General features: G+C 59.6%; 18 protein-coding genes. All 18 read right to left on the bottom strand.

Annotation, left to right across the window (positions count from 1 at the left end):
- Nucleotides 1-74 precede the first annotated feature (74 nt).
- Entirely contained in the window at nucleotides 75-866 is a 792-nt protein-coding gene (locus AC3ITY_RS05020) for an amidohydrolase (RefSeq protein ID WP_489307939.1), read from the bottom strand.
- Nucleotides 854-2,002, bottom strand: a complete 1,149-nt coding sequence (locus AC3ITY_RS05015; RefSeq protein WP_489307937.1) for a pyridoxal phosphate-dependent aminotransferase — start codon at nucleotides 2,000-2,002, stop codon at nucleotides 854-856. The genes AC3ITY_RS05020 and AC3ITY_RS05015 overlap by 13 nt, the downstream gene beginning before the upstream one ends.
- A gap of 122 nt (nucleotides 2,003-2,124) precedes the next feature.
- A complete protein-coding gene (gene der / locus AC3ITY_RS05010; protein ID WP_489307936.1) occupies nucleotides 2,125-3,594 on the bottom strand; it encodes a ribosome biogenesis GTPase Der in 1,470 nt (489 codons plus the stop codon).
- Between the two features lie 218 nt (nucleotides 3,595-3,812).
- Entirely contained in the window at nucleotides 3,813-4,964 is a 1,152-nt protein-coding gene (gene bamB / locus AC3ITY_RS05005) for an outer membrane protein assembly factor BamB (protein ID WP_489307935.1), read from the bottom strand.
- A complete protein-coding gene (locus tag AC3ITY_RS05000) occupies nucleotides 4,957-5,598 on the bottom strand; it encodes a tetratricopeptide repeat protein (RefSeq protein ID WP_489307933.1) in 642 nt (213 codons plus the stop codon). Before AC3ITY_RS05000 ends, bamB begins: the two co-directional genes overlap by 8 nt.
- Nucleotides 5,599-5,639: 41 nt before the next feature.
- Nucleotides 5,640-6,929, bottom strand: coding sequence for a histidine--tRNA ligase (gene hisS / locus AC3ITY_RS04995; protein WP_046040930.1), 1,290 nt, complete (start codon nucleotides 6,927-6,929; stop codon nucleotides 5,640-5,642).
- 38 nt (nucleotides 6,930-6,967) lie between these two features.
- Nucleotides 6,968-8,077: a flavodoxin-dependent (E)-4-hydroxy-3-methylbut-2-enyl-diphosphate synthase gene (gene ispG, locus AC3ITY_RS04990; protein WP_003185136.1), complete on the bottom strand. Its 1,110-nt coding sequence runs from the start codon at nucleotides 8,075-8,077 to the stop codon at nucleotides 6,968-6,970.
- A gap of 3 nt (nucleotides 8,078-8,080) precedes the next feature.
- Complete coding sequence (locus AC3ITY_RS04985) at nucleotides 8,081-9,106, bottom strand: RodZ domain-containing protein (protein WP_489310778.1); 1,026 nt, start codon at nucleotides 9,104-9,106, stop codon at nucleotides 8,081-8,083.
- Nucleotides 9,106-9,864 (bottom strand): type IV pilus biogenesis/stability protein PilW, encoded by a 759-nt coding sequence (gene pilW, locus AC3ITY_RS04980; protein WP_489307932.1) that lies wholly within the window; start codon nucleotides 9,862-9,864, stop codon nucleotides 9,106-9,108. The genes AC3ITY_RS04985 and pilW overlap by 1 nt, the downstream gene beginning before the upstream one ends.
- Nucleotides 9,865-9,880: 16 nt before the next feature.
- Nucleotides 9,881-11,023 (bottom strand): dual-specificity RNA methyltransferase RlmN, encoded by a 1,143-nt coding sequence (gene rlmN, locus AC3ITY_RS04975; protein ID WP_489307930.1) that lies wholly within the window; start codon nucleotides 11,021-11,023, stop codon nucleotides 9,881-9,883.
- Between the two features lie 28 nt (nucleotides 11,024-11,051).
- Nucleotides 11,052-11,477, bottom strand: a complete 426-nt coding sequence (gene ndk, locus AC3ITY_RS04970) for a nucleoside-diphosphate kinase (RefSeq protein WP_007903599.1) — start codon at nucleotides 11,475-11,477, stop codon at nucleotides 11,052-11,054.
- 88 nt (nucleotides 11,478-11,565) lie between these two features.
- Nucleotides 11,566-11,766, bottom strand: coding sequence for a Fe-S cluster assembly protein IscX (gene iscX, locus AC3ITY_RS04965; protein WP_218429449.1), 201 nt, complete (start codon nucleotides 11,764-11,766; stop codon nucleotides 11,566-11,568).
- 14 nt (nucleotides 11,767-11,780) lie between these two features.
- A complete protein-coding gene (fdx, locus tag AC3ITY_RS04960) occupies nucleotides 11,781-12,122 on the bottom strand; it encodes an ISC system 2Fe-2S type ferredoxin (RefSeq protein WP_489307928.1) in 342 nt (113 codons plus the stop codon).
- Between the two features lie 2 nt (nucleotides 12,123-12,124).
- Nucleotides 12,125-13,987 carry a Fe-S protein assembly chaperone HscA gene (gene hscA / locus AC3ITY_RS04955; RefSeq protein WP_489307927.1) on the bottom strand — a complete coding sequence of 621 codons (1,863 nt, stop codon included), beginning with the start codon at nucleotides 13,985-13,987 and terminating at the stop codon, nucleotides 12,125-12,127.
- 51 nt (nucleotides 13,988-14,038) lie between these two features.
- Entirely contained in the window at nucleotides 14,039-14,560 is a 522-nt protein-coding gene (gene hscB, locus AC3ITY_RS04950) for a co-chaperone HscB (protein WP_150813623.1), read from the bottom strand.
- Nucleotides 14,561-14,568: 8 nt separating this feature from the next.
- Nucleotides 14,569-14,892, bottom strand: a complete 324-nt coding sequence (iscA, locus tag AC3ITY_RS04945) for an iron-sulfur cluster assembly protein IscA (RefSeq protein WP_003227904.1) — start codon at nucleotides 14,890-14,892, stop codon at nucleotides 14,569-14,571.
- 34 nt (nucleotides 14,893-14,926) lie between these two features.
- Complete coding sequence (gene iscU, locus AC3ITY_RS04940) at nucleotides 14,927-15,313, bottom strand: Fe-S cluster assembly scaffold IscU (RefSeq protein WP_007982746.1); 387 nt, start codon at nucleotides 15,311-15,313, stop codon at nucleotides 14,927-14,929.
- A 101-nt stretch (nucleotides 15,314-15,414) separates the two neighbouring features.
- Entirely contained in the window at nucleotides 15,415-16,629 is a 1,215-nt protein-coding gene (locus AC3ITY_RS04935; RefSeq protein WP_489307923.1) for an IscS subfamily cysteine desulfurase, read from the bottom strand.
- Nucleotides 16,630-16,648 lie beyond the last annotated feature (19 nt).

Below are 16,648 nucleotides of genomic sequence, written 5' to 3'. Positions count from 1 at the left end.
CGAACCTTGGGGCCTTTTTATTTGCCTGCCTGTTTTTGTGTTGCCTGTTATGACCCCTTCAGGCAGAGAAAATCTCAGGTGAATTCGAAAGTATCCGCATCCAGATTCGCCGGAAACCGCTGCCGATACGCCGCCAGCTCTGCCGCATCCAGCACCACCTTGAACACCCCGTCAGCCTCCCCCGCACTGAGCAACGTCTCGCCCTGGAAATCCAGCACCTGGCTGTCACCGGTATAGGCAAAGCCCTTGCCATCAGTCCCGATGCGATTGACCGCCGCCACATAGCACAGGTTCTCGATCGCCCGCGCCGGCAGCAAGCGGTTCCAGTGCTGGCGCCGCGCACCTGGCCAGTTGGCGGTGTACAACAGCAAATCAGTGTCCTGGGCATCGCGGCTCCACACCGGAAAGCGCAGGTCGTAGCAAATCAGCGGTCGCACTCGCCAGCCCTTGAGCTCGAACTGCACCTGACGCTCGCCGGGGGTGTAGTGGTTATGCTCACCGGCCATGCGGAACAGGTGACGCTTGTCGTAATGCAGCACCTCGCCATCCGGGCGTGCCCACAGCAGACGATTGCGATGACTGCCGTCGGCGGCCTGGACGATGACGCTGCCGGTGATCACCGCATCGAGCCTCAAAGCCTGAGCCCGCAGCCATTTGCTGGTCGGCCCGTTTTCCGCTTCCGCGAGGGTCTCGGACTCCATGGAAAAACCGGTGGTGAACATTTCCGGCAAGATGATCAGGTCGGCGCCGCGGGCCTGTTCCAGCAATGGCTCGAAATGCTCGAGGTTGGCCTGGCGGTCGTGCCAGGCCAGGGACGTCTGGATCAGTGCAATGGTCAGTTTCGGCAATGCACTCAGATCACGCATAGTTTTTCCGCTGCTTCACGCAGGGTCTCCTCACGCTTGGCAAAGCACAGCCGCACCAGACGCTGGCCAACCGGTGGCGTCTGGTAGAACACCGAGATCGGGATACTGGCCACGCCATGCTCGCGGGTCATCCACAGGGCCATCTCGACGTCATTGAGGTCCGGGCGGATCTGCGAGTAATCGACCAACTGGAAATAGGTGCCGGTCACCCGGGTGAAACTGAAACGCGACGGCGTCAGCAGATCGCAGAACAAGTCGCGCTTGGCCTGATAGAAATCCGGCAACTCCTCGACGTGTTCAGGATGCTCGGCCATGTAATCGGCCAGGGCGTATTGCAGCGGGGTCACGCCGCAGAAACTGACGTATTGGTGCACCTTGCGCAATTCCGCCGTCAGGGCCGGTGGCGCGACCACATAGCCGGTTTTCCAGCCGGTGACGTGGTAGGTCTTGCCGAACGAACTGACCACGAAGGCACGCTGATACAGCTCCTCATGGGCCAGCACGCTGACGTGGGGCACGCCGTCGTACACCAGGTGCTCATAGACTTCGTCGCTGATCACATAGATGTCGCGATTGCGGATCAAGTCTGCCAACTGGTCGAGTTCGGCACGGCTGATCAATGCGCCACTGGGGTTGTGCGGGGTGTTGAGGATGATCATCCGCGTGCGCGGGCTCAACGCATCGGCGAGCTTCTGGAAGTCGATGCTGAAATCGTCGAGGCCCAGTTGCACATGCACGCAACGACCGCCGGCCAGCTCCACCGAAGGTTCGTAACTGTCGTACGCCGGGTCAAACACGATGACTTCGTCACCGCTGTGGATAACCGCCTGAATGGCACAGAAAATCGCCTGGGTAGCACCCGGCGTGACGGTTACTTCATGGTCGGCATCGACATGGACGCCGTAACTGCGGGCGATCTTTGCCGCAATCTGCTGACGCAAGGCGGGTAGACCGGTCATTGGCGAATACTGGTTATGGCCACTGGCGATGTGCCGACCGACCGCATCGCACAGGGCCTGCGGGGCATCGAAATCGGGGAAGCCCTGGGACAAATTGAGCGCGCCGGTCTGAGCCGCGAGCTGAGACATCTGAGTGAAGATAGTGATGCCGACATTCGGCAGCTTGCTGGTAATCATCGGTGGTTCCCTGCTCTACACCCGGCTCTACGGCGGCGCGGGGGAGTCCGAGGATAGCCCAAACGGCAGGCATGAAAAAGGGCGCCATCGGCGCCCTCTTCTTCCCACAGGAAAAACCGCAATCAGCGCTTGTCGCGACGCTTCTTGTCGGCTTTCTTGTGGTGCGACATCAAGCGACGCTTCTTGTTGACCTGACGGTCGGTGAGCGTGTTCTTGTTGCCTTCGTACGGGTTCTCGCCACCCTTGAACTCGATGCGGATCGGCGTACCGACCAGCTTCAGCACTCGGCGATACGTGTTTTCCAGGTAACGTACGTAGGACTTCGGCACCTTCTCGATCTGGTTACCGTGGATCACGATGATCGGCGGGTTCGCGCCACCGAGGTGGGCATAACGCAGCTTGATCCGGCGGTTGTTGACCATCGGTGGCGCGTGCTCGCCAACCGCATCTTCCAGAATCTGGGTCAGACGGTTGGTTGGCCAGCGGGTAACCGCAGACTTGAACGAGTTCTGTACGGACGCGTAGAGGTTGCCCACGCCGGTGCCGTGCAGCGCCGAGATGAAGTGAATATCGGCAAACTCGACGAAGAACAGGCGACGCTGCAACTCGATCTTGACGAAGTCGCGCTCGCTCGGCGTCATGCCGTCCCACTTGTTGATCGCGATGACCAATGCACGACCGGCCTCAAGGGCAAAGCCCAGCAGGTTGAGGTCGTGGTCCACCACGCCTTCGCGGGCGTCCATCACGAAGATCACCACGTTGGCGTCTTTGATCGCTTGCAGGGTTTTGACCACGGAGAACTTTTCGACTTCTTCGTGGATCTTGCCGCGCTTGCGCACACCGGCAGTGTCGATCAGCGTGTACTTCTCGTCGTTACGCTCGAACGGGATGTAGATACTGTCGCGGGTGGTGCCGGGTTGGTCGTAGACGATTACCCGGTCTTCCCCGAGCATGCGGTTGACCAGGGTCGACTTGCCGACGTTCGGCCGGCCGATGATCGCGATCTTGATCCCGTCTTTTTCGCTTGGGCCAGGAATGCGCTTGGCTTCCTCGCCTTCGGCTACATCTTCTTCCTCGCCTTCTTCCAGCTCGTCGTCGTCTTTCGGGAAGTCACTCAGGGCGATTTCCAGCATCTGGGTGATGCCACGACCGTGGGCACCGGCGATCGGAATCGCATGGCCCATGCCCAACGGAGCGAATTCGGCGCGGGCCATTTCAGGGTCGATGTTGTCGACCTTGTTGGCAACCACAAAGGAACGCTTGTTACGTTTGCGCAAATGCTCGGCGATCATCTGGTCGGCGGCGGTGAAACCGGCCTTGGCATCTACCAGGAACAGAACGACATCTGCTTCTTCGATGGCCAGCAGCGACTGCTCGGCCATCTTTTCGTCCATACCATGCTCGTCACCGGAGATACCGCCGGTGTCGATCAGAATGTAGGAACGCCCTTGCCACTTGGCCTCACCGTACTGGCGATCACGGGTCAGACCGGACAGGTCGCCGACGATGGCGTCACGAGTCCTGGTCAGGCGGTTGAACAAGGTGGACTTGCCGACGTTTGGTCGGCCCACCAGGGCGATTACGGGAACCATGCGGCTCTCCACTTCGTTATTTCAGAAAATACAAAAGCCGCTGCGAGGCAGCGGCTGGTGCTCGGGGCAATCACTGTAGGAGCGAGCTTGCTCGCGAAAAACGCAAAAACACCGCGTTTATTCAGACAGCAAACGTAATCGTTGACGTCCATCGCGAGCAAGCTCGCTCCTACAAGTGAAGCAGCCTGGGGGGGTTAACCCCAAGCATAGTCAAACCTTTACTTAATGGTCAGGGCTTCCAGTTTGCCGCTGTTGCCATACACATAAATCGTGTCACCCATCACCAGCGGACGGGCACGTAGGCCGTCGCTGTCGATGCGCTCGCGACCGACGAAACGACCGTCCACCTGACTCAGCAGGTGCAGGTAACCTTCCAGGTCACCGACTGCAACGTAGCTGGAGAACACTTCCGGAGCCGACAGTTGACGGCGGGCCAGCGAGTCGTTGCTCCACAGGGCTGTGGTGGAACGCTCGTCGACGCCTTCAACGGTGCCCGAAGACAGGCTCACATAAACGGTACCGAAACCCTGGGCGACACCGGCATAGCTGGAAGCATCACGCTGCCAGAGCTGACGGCCGCTTTGCAGGTCCAGAGCGGCAACGCGCCCCTGATAGCTGGCGACATACAGCGTCTCGCCCGACAGCAGCAAGCCACCGTCGATATCGACCACGCGTTCCAGCTCCGAACGACCTTGCGGGATCGCTACGCGCTGTTCCCACACCGGTACGCCGTTGGAGATGTTCACGGCAACCACTTTACCGGTCGACAGGCCAGCCACCGCGAGGCGGTTGGTCACGATCGGCGCACTGGTGCCACGCAGGGTCAGTACCGCAGGCGTGCTGTCATAGATCCAGCGACGGTTACCGGTGGAGGCATCCAGGCCGATCAGACGATCGTCCTGGGTCTGAACCACCACAACGTCACCGTTGTTGGCTGGCGGTGCCAGTACTTCGCTGGACACGCGAGCGCGCCATTTCTCTTCACCGTTGATCGCGTCCAGGGCAACGATTTCACCCTTGAGCGTACCGATGGTAACCAGACCGTAACCTACGCCAACGGCACCGGAGACAGGCAGTTCGAGATCTTTCTTCCATTTGACGTCGCCGGTGTTGCGATCCATCGCCATCAACACGCCAGTAGTGTCGGCGGCATAGATGGTATCGCCATCGATGGCCGGAACCAGCATGTTGTAGGTTTCGCCCTGACCGTCACCGATCGAACGACTCCACTGCTTGTGCAGAACCACTTCTTCCTTGAAGTCGACCAGTTCGGCCGGAGGCAGTTCTTTTTTGCTATTGCTGCTGCAACCCGAGGCCAACAAGGCCAGAGCCAGCAATGCTGCATGTTTCCAACGAATCACGTCACGCATCTCCTTTGGCCAGGTCGTCCAGCTTGATTTGCAGGCCACCGACCGCCGCTTCATCCGACAGTGCCGCCTTGGCTTTTTGATACGCCGCGCTCGCCTCGTCGGTACGACCCAACTGCACCAGCAGGTCACCCTTGAGCTCTTCGCGAGTGGCCAGGAATGCCTTGTCGGTATCGCCTTCGAGCAGCTTCAGTGCTTCGTCGGCCTTGTTCTGCGCGCCGAGTACCTGGGCCAGACGCTGACGGGCGATTTCGCCCAGCGCCGGGTTGGCCGGTTTGGCGACAATGGCTTTGAGCTCGCTGGCTGCGTCGTCCAGCTTGCCGCTGTCGACCGCCACCTTGGCCACGAACAGGCTGCCGTACTGCGCGTAGGCGCTGCCGCCGAACTCGCTGTTGAGCTTGCCGGCCAGGTCCGAGACACGGGCCGCATCAGGCTTGCCGTCAGGCGTCAGCGTGGTTTCGAGCAATTGCTGATAGAGCATCGAGGCGCCTTGCGACTGATTGCTCTGATACTTGTGGAACGCCTGCCAGCCGAACACGATGACCAGCGCCAACAGGCCACCAGTGACCAGGGGCTTACCGTTGCGTGACCACCATTCCTTCAATTCCGCCACATGTTCGTCTTCGGTACTCGACACCCCAATACTCCTTAATCGCTAATTCGGCTGTTTAGACAGCTTCAACCCTGCACGACGCAGGTGGCCAGGTGAGCGGCAAGCGCATCCCAGGCAATGCTTTGTTGTTCGCCCTGGCCACGCAGGGGTTTGAAACCTACCACTTGCTGGGCCATTTCGTCGTCACCGAGGATCAGCGCATACAGCGCGCCGCTCTTGTCGGCCTTCTTGAACTGGCTTTTGAAACTGCCGGCGCCGGCATTCACTTGCAGGCGCAGGTTGGGCAACTGATCACGAACACGCTCCGCCAGGGTCAGGCCAGCCAGCTCGGCGGCTTCACCGAAAGCGCAGAGGTAGACGTCGACCTGACGGGAGATCTCTTGCGGGATCTGCTCCAGGGTTTCCAGCAACAGCACCAGGCGTTCGATGCCCATGGCAAAGCCAACGCCGGCGGTCGGCTTGCCGCCCATCTGCTCCACCAGGCCGTCGTAGCGGCCACCGGCACACACGGTGCCCTGGGCGCCGAGTTTGTCGGTGACCCATTCGAAAACGGTCTTGCTGTAGTAATCCAGCCCGCGAACCAGCTTCGGGTTGATCACGTAAGGAATGCCGGCGGCGTCCAGGCGAGCCTTGAGGCCCTCGAAATGCACGCGGGATTCCTCGTCGAGGTAGTCGGCCATTTTCGGCGCATCGACCAGAATCGCCTGTGTCTCGGCGTTTTTGGTGTCCAGGACGCGCAACGGGTTGGTCTTCAGGCGGCGCTGGCTGTCTTCGTCCAGCTTGTCCAGGTGTTGCGACAAGAACTCAACAAGTGCTTCGCGATAACGCCCACGGGATTCGCTGGTGCCCAGGCTGTTAAGCTCGAGTTTGACCGCATCGCGGATGCCCAGTTCGCCCCACAGGCGCCAGGTCAGCACGATCAGCTCGGCGTCGATGTCCGGACCGTCGAGGTTGAACACCTCCACACCGATCTGGTGGAACTGGCGATAGCGGCCTTTCTGCGGACGTTCGTGGCGGAACATCGGCCCGATGTACCAGAGTTTCTGAACCTGGCCGCCGCCGGTGATGCCGTGTTCCAGCACCGCGCGCACACAGGCCGCCGTGCCTTCAGGGCGCAGGGTCAGGGAGTCGCCGTTGCGATCGTCGAAGGTGTACATCTCTTTTTCGACGATGTCGGTCACTTCACCGATGGAACGCTTGAACAGCTCGGTGAACTCGACGATCGGCATGCGGATCTGCTTGTAACCGTAGTTATCCAGCAGGCGCGAAACGGTGCCTTCGAAATGACGCCACAGGGGGGTCTGCTCGGGCAGGATGTCGTTCATGCCACGAATGGCTTGCAGAGACTTGCTCACTTAAATTCCTTAATTCGTTCGGCTCTTTTTAGCCAGGCTTAGCCGCGCGCAATAACGGCAGCGTCAGCTTCGACCTTTTCGGCCGCTTTCTGGCGGATCAAGCGCTCAAGCTCATCCACCAGATTGTCATTCGTCAGCTTCTGCGACGGCTTGCCGTCGATGTAAATCAGGTTCGGCGTGCCGCCGGTCAAGCCGATATGGGCTTCCTTGGCTTCGCCCGGACCGTTGACCACGCAACCGATAACCGCGACATCCAGCGGCACCAGCAAATCCTCGAGGCGCCCTTCCAGCTCGTTCATGGTCTTGACCACATCGAAGTTCTGCCGCGAGCAACTCGGGCAGGCGATGAAGTTGATGCCACGGGAACGCAGGTGCAGGGATTTGAGAATGTCGTAGCCGACTTTCACTTCCTCGACCGGGTCGGCCGCCAACGAGATGCGGATAGTATCGCCAATCCCTTCGGCGAGCAGCATACCGAGGCCCACGGCAGATTTCACCGTGCCGGAACGCAAACCACCGGCTTCAGTGATGCCCAGGTGCAGCGGCTGGACGATTTCCTTGGCCAGCAGGCGGTAGGCTTCGACGGCCATGAACACGTCGGAGGCTTTCACGCTGACCTTGAAGTCCTGGAAGTTCAGGCGCTCAAGGTGCTCGACGTGGCGCAAGGCAGACTCGACCAGCGCAGCCGGGGTCGGCTCGCCATATTTCTTTTGCAGGTCTTTTTCCAGGGAACCGGCGTTCACGCCGATACGGATCGGGATCCCGCGGTCACGGGCGGCATCCACCACCGCACGCACGCGGTCTTCACGACCGATGTTGCCCGGGTTGATCCGCAGGCAATCGACACCCAGTTCGGCTACACGCAAAGCGATCCGGTAGTCGAAGTGAATATCGGCAACCAAGGGTACTTTGACAAGCTGCTTGATCTTGCCGAAGGCTTCGGCAGCGTCCATGTCCGGCACGGAGACCCGCACGATATCGACGCCGGCCGCTTCCAGGCGATTGATTTGCGCGACAGTGGCCGCGACATCGTTGGTGTCGCTGTTGGTCATGCTCTGCACAGCGATAGGCGCATCGCCGCCAACAGGCACGTTACCGACCCAGATCTTGCGGGATTCGCGACGTTTGATTGGAGATTCGCCGTGCATGACTTATTGACCCAATTTCAGGCGAGCAGTCTCGCCACTGGTGAACGGAGCGACATCAACCGGCTGGCCGTTGTAGCTGACCTGAGCGCCGCGGGCAAAGCCCAGGCGCACGGTAAACGGTGGTTTGCCATTGACTGCCAGGCTGTCGCCTTTGCGTTTGAGACCGCTGAACAGCACCTTGCCGCTACCGTCGGTCACTTGTGTCCAGCAATCGGAGGTGAACTGCACCTTGACCTGGCCTTGACCGGCCACTGGCGCGGTTACCGCTGGCGCAGGAGCCGGAGCGCTCGGGGCTACAGGTGCAGTCACCACCGGGGCCGGGATGGCCGGAGCTGTCGGGGTCACCGGCGTTGCGACAACAGGCGCGATAGTGCGGGCCGGTGCGGCTGGTGTGGTCGGCGCTGCCGGGGCGGCTGGTGCAGTCGCCTGAGCCTGCTCTGGTGCTTCAGCCGAAGCGTCGGCCTGTGGCAGCGCGAGGGCGGTTCCGCCTTCGGTCTGGCCTTCCACGACGGCCTGGTCTTCCGGCTCGTCCAGCGGGTGAATCTGTGTCGTACCGTCGGCGCCTTCGACTTCTACGTGCTCTGGTGCCAGACCGATCAGGTCCTTGGTGCGCATCGAGGTCTGATCCTGCCACCAGACAAAACCCCCGCCAATCACCGCGACCAGCAACAGCAGGCTGACGATTCGCAAAATGGTGTGGGAAACCCGAACCGGCTCTTCAATACGGCCCAGGCTGTGAACATTGCTGCCCTGGGAGTCGGTACCGGTGGATTGATCGAATTGCTGGACCAGGACGGCCTGGTCCATGCCGAGCAATTTGGCATAGGCGCGAATGTAACCGCGGGCAAAAGTATGCCCGGGCAGCTTGTCGAAAGCGCCGGCTTCCAGATTGCTCAAGGAAGTGGTGGTGAGGTTGAGCTTGAGGGCCACTTCGGCCAGCGACCAGCCATTGCTTTCGCGGGCCTGGCGCAAAGTCTCACCGGGGTTTACGCGATTCGCTGCTACAACTTCGGGATGCGCCGCTTTCATCATTGCTCCGACAGGTATTGCTGATATTCCGGCGTACCGGGATAGAGTCTTTTAAGTTGCAGGCCAGCACTTGCGGCCTTGTCGCGGTCATCAAACACTTTTGCCAGCCGAACGCCGAGCAACAGACTACGTGCATTTTGTTCGGAGAGCTGGCTAAAACGGTCGTAATAGTCACGCGCGGGCACATAATGCCTGTCTTCGTAAGACAACTCAGCCATTTCCAGCAATGCACGTGGTTGTTGGTGGTTCAGGCGCAGGGCTTTTTCCAGTTGCTGCTGAGCCAGATCGCGCTGACCGAGCATCGCAGCGGTCATGCCCAGGTTCTCGAACACCCGCGAACGCTCAGGATACAGGGTATCGGCAGCGGCTTGTTCAAAGCGCTCGTAGGCTTCCTTGTAACGTTTCTGCTCGAACAGAAAACTGCCGTAGTTATTGAGGATTCGTGCATCGGCGGGACGGGAAGACAGCGCCTTGCGAAAATGCTCGTCGGCAAGTGTAGGTTCCATCTCGGCCTGGAACACCAGCCCCAGCGCCGCATTGGCATCAGGGTCGGAGCCATCGAGCTCCAACGCTTTCTTCAACGGAACCTTGGCGCGCTCGGTCATGCCTTGTTGCAAATACCCGATACCGAGCTGCACATAGGCCTCACGCGCTTCATCACGGCCCTTGCTGGTCTTCATCGGGTTGTAATCGCCCGAAAGCACGCAGCCAGCACACAGGCTGGCCAACAGCAAAAGCAGCGCAAAGCGCAGGGACATAGAGTTCCTCTCTTGGTTATTTCGCGGCGTCTTGCGCTACATCGTTTTCGGCGTTGAGTTCACGCACGGCGATATAACGTTCGCTGCGACGGGTGCGGTCCAGCACCTGCCCTACCAATTGACCACATGCGGCGTCGATGTCTTCACCACGGGTGGTGCGGACGGTGACATTGAAACCTGCATGGTGAAGCTGATCCTGAAAACGACGAATCGCATTATTGCTCGGACGCTCGTAACCGGAATGCGGGAACGGGTTGAACGGGATCAGGTTGATCTTGCACGGGATATTCTTCAGCAGCTCGATCATTTCCACCGCGTGCTCGACCTTGTCATTGATGTCTTTGAGCAAGGTGTATTCGATGGTCAGCACGCGCTTTTCGCCGAGATTCGACATGTAGCGCTGGCACGATTCGAGCAGCATCTTAAGCGGATACTTCTTGTTGATCGGCACCAATTGGTTACGCAATGCGTCATTCGGTGCGTGCAGGGACAACGCCAGGGAGACGTCGATGTGCTTGGAGAGCTCATCGATCATCGGCACCACGCCGGAGGTCGACAGGGTCACACGGCGCTTGGAAATGCCGTAGCCCAGGTCGTCCATCATCAAATGCATGGCCGCGACGACGTTGTCGAAGTTCAGCAGCGGCTCACCCATGCCCATCATCACCACGTTGGTGATGGCACGGTCGACTGTTGCCGGGACGCTGCCAAAGGATTTGTTGGCAATCCACACCTGGCCGATGACTTCGGCGGCGGTGAGGTTGCTATTGAAGCCTTGCTTGCCGGTGGAGCAGAAACTGCAATCCAGGGCACAGCCTGCCTGGGACGAAACGCACAAGGTGCCGCGCTTGCCCTGGGGAATGTACACGGTCTCGACGCAGCTGCCGGACGCCACGCGCACCACCCACTTGCGGGTGCCGTCGCTGGAGATGTCCTCGCTGACCACTTCCGGACCACGGACCTCAGCAACAGCCTTGAGCTTTTCGCGCAAGGCCTTGCTGACGTTCGTCATGGCATCGAAATCATCGACACCAAAGTGGTGAATCCATTTCATTACCTGACCGGCACGGAAACGCTTCTCCCCGATTGAGTCGAAGAATTTTTCCATTTCCAGCTGAGTCAGACCCAGCAGGTTAATTTTTACAGTCGATGTAGTCATGGATTCACCTTCACTCTTAAGCCAATGCTTAGCGAGTGGTTACTTCAGTAGCTGCGAAGAAGTACGAGATTTCGCGAGCGGCAGCGGCTTCGGAGTCCGAACCGTGTACAGCGTTGGCGTCGATGGAGTCAGCGAAGTCAGCACGGATGGTGCCGGCAGCAGCTTCTTTAGGGTTGGTAGCGCCCATCAGCTCACGGTTCAGAGCGATAGCGTTTTCGCCTTCCAGAACCTGAACGACAACCGGACCGGAGATCATGAAAGCAACCAGGTCGTTGAAGAAACCACGAGCGCTGTGCTCAGCGTAGAAGCCTTCAGCTTCAGCTTTGGACAGTTGCTTCAGTTTCGAAGCTACAACGCGCAGGCCAGCTTTTTCGAAACGAGTGGTGATCTCGCCGATAACGTTTTTAGCAACGGCGTCAGGCTTGATGATGGAGAAAGTACGTTGAACAGCCATGGTGTAACTCCAGAAACGGTAATTTACGAAAAATTAAACCCGCGAATTATACGCGGGTTCTCGGGTATTGCCTAACCTGCGGCGTGGCTCAGTGGCGTTCTTCAATCCAGTGGGCCTGAATGGCCTCCAGGATCTTTTCGCCACAATGCTCAGGCATGTCGTCGAACTCGGGCAATTCCATCACCCATTTACGCAGATCGACGAAGTTGACCGACATAGGGTCCACGTCGGGCTTGCTTTCAGCCAGCTGGATCGCGATCTCCAGCACATCAGTCCACTTGAGTTTCATGACAATTCCTTGAATCAGTGCGCTGCTTCGGCTGCGTGGTTGAGCGAGTACTTCGGAATTTCGACGGTCAGGTCTTCGCTACCGACCTTGGCCTGACAACCCAGGCGCGATTGAGCTTCCAGCCCCCATGCCTTGTCAAGATAGTCCTCCTCCAGCTCATCAGCCTCTTCCAGCGAGTCGAAACCCTCGCGGATGATGCAGTGGCAGGTGGTGCAGGCACAGACGCCACCGCAAGCGCTTTCCATCTCGATATGGTGCTCATGGGCCAGCTCGAGGATGGACGTACCGGTCTCAGCCTCTACAACCATGCCTTCGGGGCAAAACTTCTCGTGTGGCAGAAAAATGACCTGCGGCATCGTTATTCCTCAATCTCATTCAGGTTGCGCCCCGCCAGCGCGGCTTTCACCGTCGAGTCCAGGCGGCGGGCAGCAAAGGCGTCGGTCACTTGCGACAGACGCTTGGTCTGCTGCTCGATGGCGTAACCATCGGTACCTTTCATCAGTTCGGTCAGTTCCTGCACCTGCATGTCGATGACCAGGCGCTCTTCGGCATCGAGCAAACGCTCGCCATCCGCCTCCAGAGCGGCCTGCACCGCTTCGATCAGGCGCTGGGCGTCGACCTGCTGCTCGCGCAGTACGCGGGCAACCTTGTCGTCATTGGCGTGCTGGAACGAGTCCTTGAGCATTCTGGCGATTTCGCCGTCGGTCAGGCCGTAGGACGGCTTGACCTGAATGCTGGCCTCGACGCCCGAACCCAGTTCCCGGGCGGAAACGCTGAGCAGACCGTCGGCATCGACCTGAAAGGTCACGCGAATCTTCGCCGCGCCAGCGACCATCGCCGGAATGCCGCGCAGCTCGAAGCGCGCCAGGGAGCGGCAGTCGCTGATCAGCTCGCGCTCACCCTGCAATACGTGGATGGCCATGGCCGACTGGCCGTCTTTGTAAGTGGTGAAGTCCTGGGCGCGGGCGACGGGGATGGTAGTGTTGCGCGGAATCACCTTCTCCATCAGGCCGCCCATGGTTTCCAGCCCCAGGGACAGCGGAATCACGTCTAGCAGCAACAGTTCGCCGCCGTCACGCTTGTTACCGGCCAGGGTATCGGCCTGGATCGCAGCACCGATGGCTACCACTTGATCCGGGTCGATTTCAGTCAACGGCTGGCGACCGAAGGCTTCGGCGACGGCGTCACGAACGCGAGGAACGCGAGTTGAACCACCAACCATGACCACGGCATGCACGTCTTCCAGCTCGATACCGGAATCACGCACCGCACGGCGGCAGGCTTTCAGGCTGCGAGCGACCATCGGCTCGATCAGCGCATTGAAGGCTTCGCGGGTCAGCTCGGCTTTCCAGTTGCCATGGGCCACTTCAACGGCCGCAGCATTGGTCAGGGCTTCCTTGGCCACACAGGCGGTTTGCAGCAAGTTGCGTTGCGCACCCGGATCGAGGTCGGCGGATAGGCCAGCGCTCTCGATGATCCAGCCAGCGATCGCGTGATCGAAGTCATCGCCACCCAGGGCGCTGTCGCCGCCAGTGGCCAAAACTTCGAAGACACCGCCAGTCAGGCGCAGAATCGAAATATCGAAGGTGCCGCCGCCCAGGTCATAAATGGCGACCAGGCCTTCGGCGTGCTGGTCCAGACCGTAAGCCACCGCCGCCGCGGTCGGCTCATTGAGCAAGCGCAGCACGTTCAGACCGGCCAGCTTGGCCGCATCCTTGGTGGCTTGACGCTGAGCGTCGTCAAAATAGGCCGGAACAGTGATCACCGCACCCACCAATTCACCACCCAGGGTCGCTTCGGCGCGTTGACGCAGGACCTTGAGGATATCGGCGGAGACTTCCACCGGGCTTTTCGGGCCCTGGATCGTCTCGATGAACGGCATGTGCGACTCGCCATCGACAAAGCGGTACGGCAGTTGGTCGCCCAATTGCTTGACGTCGGACAGACCACGACCCATCAAGCGCTTGACCGACAGCACAGTGTTCAAGGGATCGGTAGCGGCAGCCAGCTTGGCGGACTCGCCCACTTCGACGCGATCAGCGTGGTAGCGCACGGCAGACGGCAGGATAACCCGCCCTTCTGCGTCGGCAAGCGGCTCGGAAAGACCACTGCGCAATGCAGCGACCAGCGAATTGGTAGTGCCCAAGTCGATCCCCACAGCCAGACGACGCTGGTGCGGTTGAGGACTTTGGCCGGGTTCGGCGATCTGCAGTAGGGCCATCGTTATCAGGACTTATCTGTATATCAGGCGTGCGACCGGAGCGGCACTGGGTTAATCGTCGAGGCGCTCTTCTAACTGGCGCACTTCGTAGGTGAGCTTGTCGAGGAACTGCATGCGCCGCATCAGGCGTTCGGCCCGTTCACGGTGCGCAGCATCGTTCCAGCAAGCTGCGAAGCTTTGGTTCAGTTCATCCTGGGCAGCCTTCAGGCGACGCTTGAAGACGGCAACGCCATTGAGGTCGGCGCTGTCCTGCAGGTCTTCGAGCTCTTCACGCAACTCCATCTGCTGCAGAAGAAATTCCGGATCATGCACCGTGACCTCCAGCGGCAGCTCGCCACCATTCAAGGCGAGCAGGTAACGCGCGCGCTTGGGTGGACTCTTGAGCGTCTGATAGGCCTCGTTGAGGCTCGCGGATTGCTCCAGCGCCAACCGCTGCTCACGCTCGGAAGCGTCAGCAAAGCGGTCCGGATGAACACTGCGCGCCAACTCACGGTAGCGCGTAGCCAGCTGATCGAGGTCCAGATCGAAACTCGGTTGCAGCTCAAATAAAGCGAAATGACAAGGAGTACCCACGACAAGCCTCAGATGTTGAAGCTTTCGCCGCAGCCACATTCACCGCGTACATTGGGGTTGTTGAACTTGAAGCCTTCGTTCAACCCTTCCTTGACGAAATCGAGCTCGGTGCCGTCCAGGTAGGCCAGGCTCTTCGGGTCGATGATCACTTTTTCGCCGTGACTTTCGAACACCTGGTCCTCTGCAACCACCTCGTCGACAAACTCCAGCACGTAGGCAAGGCCGGAACAGCCCGTGGTGCGAACACCCAGACGAATCCCTTCACCTTTGCCGCGCCCGTCGAGGGAGCGCCGCACGTGTCGAGCAGCCGCTTCTGTCATGCTGATAGCCATCGGTGACTCCTTACTCGTCGCCAAAACTCGAAAATCAGATCAAGCCTTTCTTCTGCTTGTAATCGCGAACAGCCGCCTTGATGGCGTCTTCAGCAAGTACCGAGCAGTGGATTTTCACTGGCGGCAGGGCCAGCTCTTCAGCCAGCTGAGTGTTCTTGATGGTTTCTGCTTCGTCCAGGGTCTTGCCCTTCATCCACTCGGTGGCGAGGGAGCTGGAAGCGATAGCCGAACCGCAGCCGTAAGTCTTGAACTTGGCATCTTCGATGATGCCGGCGTCGTTGACCTTGATCTGCAGGCGCATCACGTCGCCGCACGCCGGAGCGCCGACCATGCCGGTGCCAACATCAGGATCTTCCGCGTCCATCTTGCCGACGTTGCGCGGGTTTTCGTAGTGGTCGATGACCTTTTCGCTGTAAGACATGATTCTCAATCCTCACTCATCAGGGCCGCTCTTGAGGCCCTGCAGTTACGCTGCGTTTATCGCCGCGCTGCTACAGGTCCTGTATCCGGCGGCTTCTATCGTTAGTGTGCCGCCCACTCGATCTTCGAGATATCGACGCCGTCTTTGTACATGTCCCACAGCGGCGACAAAGCGCGCAGCTTGGTAACGGCCTCGCAAACTTTCTGCGCGGCGTAGTCGATTTCTTCTTCGGTGGTGAAACGGCCGAAGGTGAAACGGATCGAACTGTGTGCCAGTTCGTCGTTGCGGCCCAGGGCGCGCAGTACGTACGAAGGCTCGAGGGAAGCCGAGGTGCAGGCCGAACCGGACGATACCGCCAGATCCTTGAGGGCCATGATCAGCGACTCGCCTTCAACGTAGTTGAAGCTCAGGTTCAGGTTGTGCGGAACGCGGGCGGCCATGCTGCCGTTGACGTACAACTCCTCCAGGTGTTCTACCTGCTTGTAGAAACGCTCGCTCAACGCCTTGATGCGTGCGTTTTCGGCAGCCATGTCTTCCTTGGCCACACGGAAAGCTTCACCCATGCCGACGATCTGGTGGGTCGCCAGGGTGCCCGAACGCATGCCGCGCTCGTGACCGCCACCGTGCATGGTCGCTTCGATACGTACGCGCGGCTTGCGGCTTACGTACAGGGCGCCGATGCCTTTAGGACCGTAGGTCTTGTGGGCGGAGAACGACATCATGTCGACTTTCAGCTTCGACAGGTCGATGTCGACCTTGCCGGTGGACTGAGCGGCGTCGACGTGGAACAGGATGCCCCTGGAACGGAGCAGTTCGCCGATCGCTGCGATGTCGTTGATGGTGCCGATTTCGTTGTTCACGTGCATGACCGAAACCAGGATGGTGTCGTCGCGCAGTTCGGCTTCGATCATCTCAGGGGTCACCAGGCCATCGGTACGAGGCTCGATGTAGGTCACTTCGAAACCTTCACGCTCCAGTTGGCGCATGGTGTCCAGGACAGCCTTGTGCTCAATCTTGGTGGTGATCAGGTGCTTGCCTTTGGTGGCATAGAAATGCGCCGCACCCTTGATTGCCAGGTTGTCGGATTCGGTGGCGCCGGAGGTCCAGACGATTTCACGCGGGTCGGCGTTGACCAGGTCAGCGACCTGACGACGGGCGTTTTCGACGGACTCTTCGGCTTTCCAGCCGAACACGTGGGAACGGGACGCCGGGTTACCGAAGTTTCCGTCGACCAGCAGGCATTCACTCATTTTTTGCGCAACACGCGGATCAACCGGGGTGGTCGCAGAGTAATCAAGGTAAATCGGCAATTTCATGGACTATCTCCTAAATCAG

It is taken from the genome of Pseudomonas sp. GL_091, assembly GCF_057837725.1.
This window is presented reverse-complemented; position numbering and strand designations above follow the sequence as displayed.

Coding starts and splice junctions, on each gene's coding strand:
- AC3ITY_RS05020 (WP_489307939.1), bottom strand. CDS start 866: ATGCGTGATCTGAGTGCATTGCCGAAACTGACCATTGCACTGATCCAG.
- AC3ITY_RS05015 (WP_489307937.1), bottom strand. CDS start 2,002: ATGATTACCAGCAAGCTGCCGAATGTCGGCATCACTATCTTCACTCAG.
- bamB (WP_489307935.1), bottom strand. CDS start 4,964: ATGCGTGACGTGATTCGTTGGAAACATGCAGCATTGCTGGCTCTGGCC.
- ndk (WP_007903599.1), bottom strand. CDS start 11,477: ATGGCTGTTCAACGTACTTTCTCCATCATCAAGCCTGACGCCGTTGCT.
- AC3ITY_RS04935 (WP_489307923.1), bottom strand. CDS start 16,629: ATGAAATTGCCGATTTACCTTGATTACTCTGCGACCACCCCGGTTGAT.
- hscA (WP_489307927.1), bottom strand. CDS start 13,987: ATGGCCCTACTGCAGATCGCCGAACCCGGCCAAAGTCCTCAACCGCAC.
- rlmN (WP_489307930.1), bottom strand. CDS start 11,023: ATGACTACATCGACTGTAAAAATTAACCTGCTGGGTCTGACTCAGCTG.
- ispG (WP_003185136.1), bottom strand. CDS start 8,077: ATGCACGGCGAATCTCCAATCAAACGTCGCGAATCCCGCAAGATCTGG.
- fdx (WP_489307928.1), bottom strand. CDS start 12,122: ATGCCGCAGGTCATTTTTCTGCCACACGAGAAGTTTTGCCCCGAAGGC.
- AC3ITY_RS04985 (WP_489310778.1), bottom strand. CDS start 9,106: ATGAAAGCGGCGCATCCCGAAGTTGTAGCAGCGAATCGCGTAAACCCC.
- iscU (WP_007982746.1), bottom strand. CDS start 15,313: ATGTCTTACAGCGAAAAGGTCATCGACCACTACGAAAACCCGCGCAAC.
- iscA (WP_003227904.1), bottom strand. CDS start 14,892: ATGGCTATCAGCATGACAGAAGCGGCTGCTCGACACGTGCGGCGCTCC.
- iscX (WP_218429449.1), bottom strand. CDS start 11,766: ATGAAACTCAAGTGGACTGATGTGCTGGAGATCGCGATCCAGCTGGCT.
- pilW (WP_489307932.1), bottom strand. CDS start 9,864: ATGTCCCTGCGCTTTGCGCTGCTTTTGCTGTTGGCCAGCCTGTGTGCT.
- der (WP_489307936.1), bottom strand. CDS start 3,594: ATGGTTCCCGTAATCGCCCTGGTGGGCCGACCAAACGTCGGCAAGTCC.